This window comes from Pseudolactococcus chungangensis CAU 28 = DSM 22330, assembly GCF_002441885.1.
GTDB lineage: Bacteria > Bacillota > Bacilli > Lactobacillales > Streptococcaceae > Pseudolactococcus > Pseudolactococcus chungangensis.
Genome location: NZ_JXJT01000004.1, coordinates 17,433 through 30,017, shown reverse-complemented (window position 1 = coordinate 30,017; position 12,585 = coordinate 17,433). Strand labels below are relative to the sequence as shown.

Annotated in this window: 12 protein-coding genes; 5 read left to right on the top strand and 7 right to left on the bottom strand. The window is 39.1% G+C overall.

Annotated elements, in window-relative coordinates:
• Positions 1 to 115: 115 nt before the first annotated feature.
• The 5 genes from RR45_RS02960 to dltD all read left to right on the top strand — a co-directional run bounded on the left by RR45_RS02960 (position 116) and on the right by dltD (position 4,665).
• On the top strand, positions 116 to 253 hold the full coding sequence (locus RR45_RS02960; RefSeq protein WP_040525429.1) for a teichoic acid D-Ala incorporation-associated protein DltX: 138 nt from the start codon (positions 116 to 118) through the stop codon (positions 251 to 253).
• Between the two features lie 22 nt (positions 254 to 275).
• Positions 276 to 1,814: a D-alanine--poly(phosphoribitol) ligase subunit DltA gene (gene dltA, locus RR45_RS02955; protein WP_031365604.1), complete on the top strand. Its 1,539-nt coding sequence runs from the start codon at positions 276 to 278 to the stop codon at positions 1,812 to 1,814.
• Positions 1,814 to 3,067, top strand: a complete 1,254-nt coding sequence (gene dltB, locus RR45_RS02950) for a D-alanyl-lipoteichoic acid biosynthesis protein DltB (RefSeq protein ID WP_031365605.1) — start codon at positions 1,814 to 1,816, stop codon at positions 3,065 to 3,067. Before dltA ends, dltB begins: the two co-directional genes overlap by 1 nt.
• Positions 3,068 to 3,191: 124 nt before the next feature.
• Positions 3,192 to 3,431, top strand: a complete 240-nt coding sequence (gene dltC, locus RR45_RS02945; protein WP_031365606.1) for a D-alanine--poly(phosphoribitol) ligase subunit DltC — start codon at positions 3,192 to 3,194, stop codon at positions 3,429 to 3,431.
• A complete protein-coding gene (dltD, locus tag RR45_RS02940) occupies positions 3,424 to 4,665 on the top strand; it encodes a D-alanyl-lipoteichoic acid biosynthesis protein DltD (protein ID WP_031365607.1) in 1,242 nt (413 codons plus the stop codon). Before dltC ends, dltD begins: the two co-directional genes overlap by 8 nt.
• Before the next feature lie 102 nt (positions 4,666 to 4,767).
• On the opposite strand, the gene RR45_RS02935 is transcribed toward dltD, so the two are convergent.
• The 7 genes from RR45_RS02935 to RR45_RS02905 form a co-directional block, all read right to left on the bottom strand.
• Positions 4,768 to 5,295: a MarR family winged helix-turn-helix transcriptional regulator gene (locus tag RR45_RS02935; protein WP_072353419.1), complete on the bottom strand. Its 528-nt coding sequence runs from the start codon at positions 5,293 to 5,295 to the stop codon at positions 4,768 to 4,770.
• Between the two features lie 41 nt (positions 5,296 to 5,336).
• Positions 5,337 to 6,116, bottom strand: a complete 780-nt coding sequence (locus RR45_RS02930) for an ABC transporter permease (RefSeq protein WP_031365609.1) — start codon at positions 6,114 to 6,116, stop codon at positions 5,337 to 5,339.
• Between the two features lie 13 nt (positions 6,117 to 6,129).
• On the bottom strand, positions 6,130 to 7,074 hold the full coding sequence (locus RR45_RS02925) for an ATP-binding cassette domain-containing protein (protein WP_031365610.1): 945 nt from the start codon (positions 7,072 to 7,074) through the stop codon (positions 6,130 to 6,132).
• Between the two features lie 198 nt (positions 7,075 to 7,272).
• On the bottom strand, positions 7,273 to 8,262 hold the full coding sequence (gene galE, locus RR45_RS02920; protein WP_031365611.1) for a UDP-glucose 4-epimerase GalE: 990 nt from the start codon (positions 8,260 to 8,262) through the stop codon (positions 7,273 to 7,275).
• Between the two features lie 85 nt (positions 8,263 to 8,347).
• Positions 8,348 to 9,793: a sucrose phosphorylase gene (gene gtfA, locus RR45_RS02915; RefSeq protein WP_031365612.1), complete on the bottom strand. Its 1,446-nt coding sequence runs from the start codon at positions 9,791 to 9,793 to the stop codon at positions 8,348 to 8,350.
• A 171-nt stretch (positions 9,794 to 9,964) separates the two neighbouring features.
• Positions 9,965 to 11,509: a bifunctional phosphoribosylaminoimidazolecarboxamide formyltransferase/IMP cyclohydrolase gene (gene purH, locus RR45_RS02910; RefSeq protein WP_031365613.1), complete on the bottom strand. Its 1,545-nt coding sequence runs from the start codon at positions 11,507 to 11,509 to the stop codon at positions 9,965 to 9,967.
• A 153-nt stretch (positions 11,510 to 11,662) separates the two neighbouring features.
• Positions 11,663 to 12,436 carry a transketolase family protein gene (locus tag RR45_RS02905; RefSeq protein ID WP_279625288.1) on the bottom strand — a complete coding sequence of 258 codons (774 nt, stop codon included), beginning with the start codon at positions 12,434 to 12,436 and terminating at the stop codon, positions 11,663 to 11,665.
• Between the last annotated feature and the right edge of the window lie 149 nt (positions 12,437 to 12,585).

Sequence of the window (12,585 nt, the reverse complement as noted above, 5' to 3'; positions counted from 1 at the left end):
ATCTTTATCTCGTCCACTCACAAAAATAGTAGCAATTTAGTAAAATACTTGTTAAAATGGTGAAGTGACACTTCAAAGACAGGAGAATTAAAAATTGATTAAATATATTCAGAGCTTGCCTCAACAAAAGGCATGGCCTGTCATCAAATTTATTTTACAAAGTTTATTTTATTTTATGATTATCATCGCCTTGCTATATCTCTTTAACTACTCAGGAGAAGGACAAGGTCACTTTATATATAACGAATTCTAATCACAAGGAAAGAAGATTACCTATGTTTGTTTCAGACTTTATTGCAACACTTAATCACCACGCTAAACAAAATCCCAATTCACCTGTTTATGATTTATTGGGCCAAACATATTCTTACCAACAACTTAAACAAGACTCAGATACTATTGCAGCCTATATTGATGGTTTAAACTTACCTGAAAAGAGTCCTGTTATGGTTTTTGGAGGGCAAGAATATGAGATGCTAGCTACTTTTGTTGGTTTGACAAAATCTGGTCATGCTTATATTCCCGTTGATGTCAATTCAGCTAATGAACGTTTGACAAACATTATTGAAATTGCTGAACCTAGCGCTGTGATTGCGATTAATCCTTTGCCAGTTGACATCTCAGAGGTTCCTGTGGTCACTGCTACGCAATTATCTGCCGTTCTTGTAGAACCTACTGAGTATGAGTTGACACATCCTGTCACTGGCGATGAGACTTACTATATTATCTTTACCTCTGGTACAACTGGTAAACCCAAAGGGGTTCAAATTTCACATACAAACCTCCTATCCTTTGTGAATTGGACGCTAGAGTCAAGTGAATTTGACTTACCATCACAAGCTAAAATTTTAGCGCAAGCGCCTTATTCTTTTGATTTATCGGTCATGTCTTGGGCGCCTGCTCTCGCCGCAGGCGGCTGTCTCTATGCACTTCCTAAAGAGAAAACTGAAAATTTCAAAGACTTGTTTGCTGTGTTACCTAGTTTGCCGATTCAAGTTTGGGTATCAACACCTTCTTTTGCTGATATGGTATTACTTTCTGAAGACTTTTCTGCTAAAAAGATGCCTAGTCTCACTCACTTTTACTTCTGTGGTGAGGAATTAACCGTTGGTACTGCTAGTAAATTACATCAGCGCTTTCCTAATGCCAGAGTTGTGAATTCTTTTGGTCCTACTGAAAGCACCGTTGCATTTTCTGCTGTTACCATTACAGATGAGATGATTGATAAATCGGATCGTCTGCCAATAGGCTATATTAAGGCTGATTCACCGACTTTTATCCTCAATGAGGCAGGTGAGATTTTGAAACCTGGCGAACAAGGCGAAATCGTCGTGACTGGTCCTGCTGTTTCCAAAGGTTATATCAATAATCCTGAAAAAACAGCGCAGTCTTTCTTTGAGCTGAATGGTCAAAAAGCTTATCATACTGGTGATTTAGGGTTACTTGATGCGTCAGGCATGCTACATTATCGTGGTCGCATGGATTTTCAAATTAAGCTGAATGGGTACCGAATTGAATTGGAAGAAGTGGCGCATGTTCTAAATCTTTCTCAATATGTTACCTCTGCGGTTGCTGTACCTCGTTATAATGAGCAACATAAAGTTCATCAGCTATTGGCTTATATTGTGCTTAAACCTGGGGCTAGAGACGGCTTTGAACGTGACTTGCAATTAACCAAGGCTATCAAAACTGAACTCGAAAATGAGATGATGTCTTACATGATGCCATCCCGCTTCATTTATCGGGAATCACTACCAATTACACCTAATGGCAAGATTGATATTAAAGCTTTGATTGCAGAGGTGAATGATTAATGAGCGAGTTTATACAATCTCTGCCTAATTGGCAGCCTTATGGGACACCTAAGTATTTTGGTATTCTGATACTTGCTTTGCTACCAATTATCATTGCGTTGTTTTTCCGTCGGAGATTGCCAATTTATGAAAGTCTTATTTCGGTAGCCTTTATCAGCCTAATGTTTGGTGGGGCAAAATATCAACAGTTCTTCGCTTTAATTTTCTATCTTGTCTGGCAAGTGATTGTTGTTTTTGCTTATCAAACTTATCGTCAAAAGGCGGATAATAAATGGGTTTTCTATTTCAGCGTCACCATATCACTTTTACCCTTAATGATCGTTAAGGTCATGCCTGCCGTACTGGGTGTCAATTCTCTACTCGGCTTTCTTGGTATTTCTTACTTGACATTTAGGTCTGTTGCCATGATTATGGAAATGCGTGATGGCGAATTAAAAGCTGTTACTTTTTGGCCATTCTTTCGCTTTATGATTTTTATGCCTACGATTTCATCTGGGCCGATTGATCGTTTCCGTCGTTTTAATGATGATTACCTTAACCCTCCTAGCCGGGATGTTTATTTATCCATGATTGAAAAAGCGGTTTGGTCACTGATGTTAGGGGCATTTTACAAGTTTATCATGGCACATATTTTTGGTGATTTACTTTTGCCAAATGCGCAACAATTTGCTTTACATGCTGGTGGACTTTTTAATTGGCAGACACTTTTAGTCATGTATGCCTATGGTTTCTATTTATTCTTTGACTTTGCAGGCTATTCTTTATTTGCGATTGGTGTTTCTTATTTAATGGGGATTAAAACACCTGTCAATTTTAATAAGCCTTTTATCGCTAGAGATTTAAAGGATTTCTGGAATCGTTGGCACATGTCTTTGAGTTTCTGGTTTAGAGATTTTGTTTTCATGAGACTTGTTTATGTCATAATGAAGCGGAAAATCTTTAAAAATAGAAATACAACATCAAGTGTGGCCTATCTATTAAACATGACAATCATGGGATTTTGGCACGGTGTGACTTGGTACTATATTGCTTACGGTATCTTTCATGGCATTGGATTAATCATCAATGACTGGTGGGTTCGTCGTAAGAAAACAATCAATAAGACACGCAAAAAAAATGGGCAGCCACCCTTACCTGATAATAAATGGACGCATGCACTTGGGATCTTTATCACGTTTAATGTCGTGATGTTGAGTCTACTTCTCTTCTCAGGATTTTTAGATCAACTTTGGTTCCACCATTTTCCAAAATAATGGTATGATTATGATAGATTATTTGAGTTGTCAAAACTTGAATAATTTAAGCACTACTCTATTGCAATATTTTTCATGCAATAACGTCATAACTTGACTTAATAACTTATAGGAGAATTTAAAAATGGATATTCAAACAACAGTAATCGAATTAATTGATAACTTATTTATGGAAGATATTTCTGACATGATGGACGAGGATTTATTTGATGCGGGCGTATTAGACTCAATGGGTACTGTCGAACTTGTGATTGAGCTAGAGAGTAAATTCAACATCAAAATTCCAGTCTCTGATATGGGGCGTGATGACTGGAATACTGGCAATAAAATTGTGCAAGGCGTAAAGGATTTACAAAATGCTTAAACGACTTTGGTTCATTTTTGGTCCACTTCTCGTTGCCTTTGTCGGTTTATTCGCCTTACTTCTACTTGCACCTGAAAGAAAATCACATCATTTATCTGATGAAAAGCGTGCAGCGACCGCTTTGACACCGATAGTTTTCAAAAATGCTGCTTTGAAAAAAGAGGCACTTTCTGATCCTAATCATCGGTTCGTTCCTTTTTTCGGTTCAAGTGAATGGCGCCGTCTGGATGAGATGCATCCTTCTATCTTATCAGAGGCTTATAAGCGAGACTATACGCCATTTTTACTCGGCTTAAAGGGTGCTGAATCATTGACCCACTATTTTGGATTGCAACAAATTAAGCCGCAATTGGAAGGTAAACAAGCTGTTTTCGTTATTTCACCTCAGTGGTTTGTTAAAGAAGGACAAGTTCCTGGTGCTTTTAATTACTACTACGCTAGCGATCAGGGGTACAGTTTCTTAAAACAATCGACTGGTTCTGCAGAAGATAAGTATGCTGCTAAACGTTTTCTAGCTTTAGCTCCCGAAAGTCCCATTAGTCGATTTATGAAAAAAATTGCTGATGGCAAACGTCTAACGACATTTGATAAATGGCAAATAAAATTAGCACAACGTTTGGCTAGCCGTGAAGACAATCTTTTTGCGGGCATGCAATTTGGAGATAATTACCAAGATAAGGTGAAACCTCGTGCTGCCAAACTGCCACAGCCTTATAATTTAGAAGTCTTGCAAACGAAAGCCAAACGTCTTGGTGAGGAACATACGAATAATAATCAATTCGGTATTCTGAATAGTTTCTATTATCAACAGATTAAGCATAGACTTAACCAACTCAAGAATAGTCAAACTAACTTTTCCTATCTACATTCGCCTGAATACAATGATTTTCAACTGATTTTAAGTGAATTTGCTAAAGATCATACTGATGTGATGTTTGTTATCCCACCAGTCAATGAAAAATGGCAAGCCTATACAGGTTTAGGACAAGAAATGTACGCTAAAACAGTGGATAAAATTCGCTATCAACTTAGCTCACAAGGATTTAATCAAGTTGCTGACTTGTCTAAATGTGGTAATGAGCCTTACTTTATGCAAGACACCATTCATTTAGGATGGAACGGTTGGCTAGCCTTTGATAAGGCTGTGAATCCTTTTCTCACAAACAAGCAGCCAACGCCTAATTATCACTTAAATGACTACTTCTTTAGTCGTGAATGGGCTGAACAAGATTGAAGTATCCAGCATCATTTTCCAATAATAAAATAGACAAACCGCACGTTGTTCTCAAAACGAACAACGTGCGGTTTGTCTATTTTGATACTTTCGAGAATGCGTTTAAAAGTCTCTTTTTTTTCGTAAATCACGTTTCAGTTGTTCGCGTCTCTTGACTGCTGCGACAAAGCCTTCTTTGCGATTTGGCGTATATTGGTCAAATTTGCCGTCAAAGAGTTTTTGGACAAGACGATTCAGTTCGACTTGTTCGTCGTCAGTCAAAACATCGAAAAATTGACCATAGAAATCATTGTCTTGCATGGTGAACTTTTCTGCGGCCTCACGTCCTAATTCAGTCATAGTGACCAGGGTCACACGCTTGTCCTTGGCATCTTTGGTCTTTTCGACCAAGGCTTTTTTCTCTAATTTGCTGACGAGTTCTGAGGCGGATTGCTGGCGAATTTCGAGTTTTTCAGCGATTTCGCCTGTTGTTTTAGCGGCACCACTGGCACTCAAAAATTGAAGCACGCGCGTTTGCGCATTGTTTTCAGCACCTCTTCTGCCGCCGGGGCCGCCCGGTGGGAAGGGTTGTCGAAAAAAGCGTAGCAATTTTCCCAAATTGTCGTATAATTCTTTTGATATATTAGCCATGATTTACCTCAGTTTATGTGTACCATTATTATATCAAAATATCAGATGGTTTTGCTATATTTGATAGTTGTCAATGGGGCAAAGATGACAACAATGACAAGACTTAAGCCTAAAAGTAGCCAAAAATTTGAGTGAATAGCGCCATTATTGAGCAAGTCGCGAAGTGCCGTTACAAAATGGCTAACTGGATTGAGATTGACGAAAGCTTGTAAAAATTTTGGCAAGGTTTTAACTGGTATAAAGGCATTTGAGAGGAAGGTCAAAAGCATCATCACAGTCATGGAGATGCCTGTAATCGCTGCTGAACTTGTGATAACTTGCCCAATAAAGGCAAAAATCCAACTGATTGACCAGCTAAAAAAGACAGCGAGAATGATGGCAAGGATGACGGCGACAAAGCTACCACCGATATGCCAGCCTAGGATAAGTCCAGTTACGATGACAAAGCCCGTACATAGCAGATAACGTACAAGGTCAGCAACAAGTGGTCCTGCAAGTGGTGTAATACGTGCGATGGGTAAGGATTTAAATCGATCGAACACGCCTTTTTCAATATCTTCTCGCATTTGTACGCCTGTTGCTGATGTCGCTGTCAGTAGGCTTTGGACGAGAATACCCGGAATCAAAGTCGACAAGTAATTTTTCATATCTCCTGCTATCGCACCGCCAAAGAGATAGGCGAACATCAGGGTAAACAGGACTGGAGTAAAGGTCACATCAAAAAGTTTTTCTGGGTTGTGATAGATTTTAAGTAGACTACGTTTCGCAAAAGTCAGTGTATCACGACATGCTTTAGTCAAGCGTTTAAGTGTATTTTTCATTTTTTTCGTCCTTTTATTTATTTTCTTCGGTTAACTTAAAGAAGACATCATCAAGTGTTGGTTTTTGCATTGAAAATACTTTGATTTCGATTTTTCTTTGCTCTGCTTTGACAAAGAAATCAGAAATTTGCAGCGTATTCTCTACAGGTACCTGTATTTCATTGCCATTTATGACAAGTTCTGATGACCGGTCAAAAACTTCTTTGATTAATGCAATCCCTGCATTTGTCGCATTGCCATCAAATTTGACAATGAATTTCAACTCGCCAACTTCACGTTTGAGTTCATCTGGTGTTCCCTCAATGACAAGTTTTCCTTTATCAATCAAGGCAATATGGTCAGCCAATTGATCAGCTTCTTCCAAATATTGCGTCGTAAGTAAGACTGTTGTCCCTTTCGCTATCATCTCACGAATCACATCCCACATTTGTTCACGTGTCCTAGGGTCAAGTCCCGTTGTCGGTTCATCAAGGAAAACTAGTGGCGGATTGGCGATGAGACTGACCGCTAAATCTAGACGACGACGCATACCACCTGAAAAATTTCTGATTTGGTTGTCCTTAGCCTCTAGCAAGGTAAAATCTTCTAGTAGCTGTGTTGCTTTTGCTTTCGCTTCTTGCTTGTTCAAACCATTTAGCGCAGTAAAAATCATCAAGTTTTCCCAAGCTGTTAAATCTTCGTCAACTGAGGCATATTGCCCAGTCAAACCGATATGCTTTCTGACTTCTGCTGCTTCTTTTCGAGCATCGTGACCGAAAATTTCGATTGTGCCCCCGTCAGCTTTGAGTAGGGTTGACATCATGCGGACTGTCGTTGTCTTGCCCGCACCGTTCGGACCCAAAATGGCGAATACTTCACCTTTTTGAATCGTCAAGTCGACATGATCAACAGCTTTTTTACCTTTGAAAATTTTAGTTAGTCCCTTGACTTGGATTGCGATTTCATTAGTGTCCATCATAAGCGTTCTCTTTTCTTTTTATTTCCTGTTGAAATTAAACAGGTACCTTTGTAAAAATAATTATACAGGTGCCTGTTCATTTTGTCAAGAAAAAAGATTATTTTTTGAACGACTCAAAAGACTATCCGATTTAAATTTGAGTAGTTCTAAAAAATGCCAAACAAAAACACGCTAACTGCGCGTGTTTTCAAATTACTATCAATCTTCATACCCATTCGGATGTTTCTGATGCCATGTCCAAGCATTTTGGATGATGTCTGCTAGTTTTTCTGTAGGTGTCCAAGCGAGGATTTCTTGTGCTTTACTGCTATCTGCCACCAAAGCATCTGGGTCACCAACTCGACGTGAACCCATTTCAGCTGGGATAGCATGGCCAGTCACTTGACGTGCTGTCTCTAGAACTTGTAGGTTTGAATAACCTGTTTTTGTCCCTAAATTAAAGGCATCGGATTGACCGCCTGATTTCAGGTATTCAAGTGCCTTAATATGCGCATCAATTAAATCTGTCATGCCAATATAATCACGAACACAAGTGCCATCTTCAGTCTTGTAATCATCGCCATAAATCATGATTTTGTCGCGTTGACCGAGGGCAACTTGCAAGATAATCGGAATCAAATGTGTTTCGTTTTTATGTGCTTCTCCAATAGAACCGTCATGTTTGGCTCCAGCAACATTGAAATAACGTAGGGCAACATAAGTCATACTAGTCGCAGCAGCTTGCCAAGCCATCATTTTTTCCATGATGAGTTTGCTTTCACCATAAGGATTGATTGGTTTTTGAGGTGTTTTTTCCGTGATCGGCATCTCTTCTGGAATACCAAATGTTGCTGCCGTACTTGAGAAAACAATATGTTTAACCTCAAAGTTTTGCATCACTTCAAGTAGTGTCATCGCACCACCGACATTGTTTTCGAAATACATGAGCGGTTTTGTCATAGACTCACCCACTAAAGAATAGGCACAGAAGTGCATCACACCTTCGATATTTTTTTCCTTGGTAAAAACAGCCGACAAAAAGGCTTTGTCCCGAATGTCCCCCTCATAAAATCTAGCCTTATCTGCTACCGCTGCACGATGACCAGTCGACAAATTATCAACAACTGCAACATCATAACCACGCGCAAGAAATTCATCCGTTGCATGGCTACCGATATATCCTGCACCCCCTAAAATCAAAACTGTCATGTCAAACCCTCATTCCCAATTTGTTTTACATCAATAGACATCTATCATGTAAGCATTTTAGCCACTTGCTAACCCTTAAATTATATCATAAAAGTGTCATCTTTTCGCCATTCAGCGTGATTTCAAAAGTGTAGGATTTGGCATTAGCCGTTAAAACAGCGACACTTTCCCTAGCTGCATCAAAACGAGTGATGACGATGTCAGTCTCACTTGGCGTTTCAATTTCAATACCGCCATCAAGGTCAAAAGCTTGTGTCGTATTTCGGAATTTCAGTAAATTCAGCAATTTTTGAACAACAGGACGTTTAAGTTCTGTTTTAACTTCATCTACTTCATAATAATGTCGGTTAATATTGCGGCCTTCCTTTGAAGACTCAAGCAAGTCAAGGTCGTTTTGCCCTGCTAATAGACCAACGTAGTATACTTGAGGAATGCCTGGTGCAAAAACTTGGAAAGCACGCGCTAGCAAGTAAGCATCATCATTGTCACCTAAAGCTGAATAGTAAGTTGAATTAATTTGATAAATATCCAAGTTATTATAGGCTTCCGATGAGAATATTTTCTTGACGTTGGCACCGACCTTGTACAGTTCCTCAGAAGTATATGAGGTCTCTTCATCTGTGAGAATATCCTTGGCATCAACAACACCAATCCCATCATGCGTATCAAGGGTTGTAAATTGTTTCATTGGCGACATCTTTAACCATTTAGCAAGTTGCTTAGTTTGACCAGAATAGAGCGTATAAAGACTAACCATTGGCAAGGCGAAATCATAAATATAAAAATCATGGTCAGCAATTTTATGTTGAATGCTATAATGTTCATGAATTTCTGGTAGAATTTCACACCCCTTTGCTATAGTGATTTTTCTGACATCGTTTAACAAGTCCCAAATTTCTGGCTCAACAAAGAAATCATTGGTATCTAATTTCTTAATCGCATAAGCAAAGGCGTCTAGACGTACAATATCACATCCATGGTCAATCAACTGTTCCAAGGTTTCTTTGATGAATTTTCGTGTCACATTTTGAGTCACATCAAGGTCAATTTGCTCTTCTCCAAAAGTATTCCATACTAACTCAGTCGTACCATCTCTAAAGCTCACCTCTTGGAAAGGTGCTTTATCTTTACGTTTATAGATTAAATCAATATCTGCTTGAGTTGGTCGATTTTCAGGCCAGAAATTTTGATTGCGTAAGAAGAGATTGGCAAATTCAGATGCCTCTTTCTTTTCTTTAAAATCAATAAATTCAGGACTCTGACGCGATAAATGATTAATCATAAAATCAAACATTAAATAATAATCTTCACCAATGGCTTCGACATCTTGCCAATTACCAAAAGCGCTATCGACTTGTCGATAATCTTGGGGCGCAAACCCCCTATCACCTGTAGAGGGAAAGAAAGGCAACAAGTGAACACCACCAATCGCACCTTTTAAATCTTCCGCAAGAATTTTTTGAAGGTCTTTTAGATTTTTTCCAAGACTATCAGCATAAGTAATCAACATGACTTTGTTTTGAATTGGCATATTTTCTCCTTTTGATTTTTGTCAATCGTTTGATATTTATAGTATAGCAGAACACTTTTGAAATGTAAACGTTTTCTTTGCGTTTTTGCGAATAAATAGATGGCAACTGAATAAAAAAAATCAGAAACAGTAATTGCTTCTGATTTTTTGATTCAATTATAAAGGTTTATCTTAATGACGGAAATGCCGTGCTCCCGTGAAGACCATGGCAATACCGTGTTTATCTGCCTCGTCAATCGCATCTTGGTCACGTACCGAACCACCGGGTTGGATAATCGCTTTGATTCCTGCTTTGGCAATTTCTTCGACATTATCTGCAAAGGGGAAGAAAGCATCTGAGGCAAGGACGGCACCATCAAGTCGGTCTGCTGCCTGTTCAATGGCAATTTTAACAGAGGCAACGCGGTTAGTCTGACCAGGTCCAACGCCTAAAGTTTGGTGATTGTTTGTAATGATAATACCGTTAGATTTAACATATTTGACAGAGCGCCAAGCAAACTCAAGTGCCTCAATTTCTACTGCTGTAGGTTGACGTTTGGTCACAATTTCCCAACTGTCTTGTAGTTCAACTGTCGTATCTTGGTCTTGAACAAGTAAACCGCCTAAAACACCAGTAACTTCTTTTTGACTTTCAGACACTTTTTGTTGCTCAAAATTCAAAGCTAGAATCCGCAAATTTTTCTTCTTATTAGTCAAGATAGCTAAGGCTGAATCAGAATAGCTAGGTGCGATAATAATTTCAAGGAAAATCGGATGCATTTTTTCAGCAGTTGCAGCATCAACTTCACGATTGAGGACAACAATCCCACCAAAAATTGAAACTGGGTCTGCTTCATAAGCATAGTCCCAAGCTTTTTCAATCGTCTCAGCGGTTCCAATACCACAAGGATTCATATGTTTCAAAGCGACAACAGTCGGCGCTGTAAAGTCACGAATGATGCGAATCGCTGCATCGGCATCACGGATATTATTAAAGGACAGTTCCTTACCGTTAAGTTGTTTGGCTTGAGCAATTGAGTAGTCCGTCGGCAATGCTGATTCGTAAAAATCAGCATTTTGTTGTGGATTTTCGCCATAACGCATAGGCTGTTTTAGGTCGTAAGTCAAGGTTAATTTTTCTGGCTTATCAACGCCAACTTGCGCTGTGAAATATTCTGCAATCAAGGCATCATAAGCAGCTGTGTGACGGAAGACTTTCGCTGCTAATTTTTGACGCGTTTCATAAGTCGTATCACCATTTTCAGCAAACTCTGTCAGAACGATATCATAGTCGGTCGGGTCAACAACAACCGTTACGCTAGCATGGTTTTTCGCAGCAGAGCGTAGCATTGAGGGACCACCAATATCGATGTTTTCAACTGCATCAGCATAGGTTACATCTGGTTTGAGAATCGTTTCTTTGAAAGGATAGAGGTTGACAACAACAAGGTCAATCGGCGAGATGTCGTGATTTTTCATGGCTGAAACGTGTGTATCGAGGTCGCGGCGTGCCAAAAGGCCACCATGAATTTTAGGGTGCAAGGTTTTCACGCGCCCATCCATCATCTCCGGGAAACCTGTTACGTCATCAATAGCAATGGTTGCAACACCTGCAGCATCTAGCGCTGTTTTCGTGCCGCCAGTTGAGATAATTTCCCAACCCAGTTCCCGTAGTTTTTCGGCAAATGCTACAATACCTGTTTTATCACTTACGCTGATTAGTGCTCGTTTTGTCAATGTCTCACTCCTTAAATATTAGTTGATAAGTTAATTTTAACGATTTTTAATGGTTTTTGATAGCAAAAAAACGTATATCTTTACAAAATATACGTTTATCGTTCGGAAATTGATAATATTGTGAAAAATTTTTTTAAACTTTATCTATAAAGTCTAAAATTTTTGCTTGGATTTTGTCTTTGATAGACCAAATTCATCTTGTAAGTAGTCAGGACTACCAACTTGACCAAACCTTTCGTTAACGCCAATTTTTAACAGTTTAGCATTAAGACCGGCTTCTGCTATGACATCAGCAATTGCACTTCCAAGACCGCCTGTGACTGAATGATTTTCAATACTAATGATCAAGTCATGCGTTTTAGAAAGTTCAATAACTAAATTGTTATCAAGTGGTTTAATCGTAAACATATCTACGACCGTTACATCAGCCCCTTTTAATGCTAATTCTTCTGCAATATCTAACGTTTCACTGATGAGTTGTCCTGATGCAAATAAAGCGATATGTCTCCCTTGTTTGAGGATATTGCCTTTACCCAATTCAAACCTTGCATCTGTTTCATAAACCTCGCGAACAGCTTTACGATTGGCACGAATATAATGAATACCTGCTTTATCTGCCAATTCGCGAATCAGCCAAGCGAGCTGGATGCCATCTGTGGGGTCACAAACGATACTGTTTGGAATCATACGCATCAAGGCGACATCTTCCCATGATGTATGTGTGCCACCATTTGGTCCGACAGCAAATCCTGGGTCAGATCCGAAAATATTAATTGTCGTCTGCGCATAGCCACCTGAAATGAATAGTTGGTCAAAGGCACGTCGTGTCGCAAAAGGTGCAAAGGTATGACAGAAAGGAATATGTCCAGTTAAACTGAAGCCACTCGCAACCCCCATCATATTTGCCTCAGAAATGCCGACATTAATGAGTTGTTGACTATGAGTTCAAATTGCTTGTCTATATTTTTGATTGACTGTACTGAATGATTAAAAACCTTAATTATCACCTTTCATCACTGTATTTTAATGATGAAATCAAATACAAAAAAAGCAAGCTTTACGCTTACTTCTCTTCA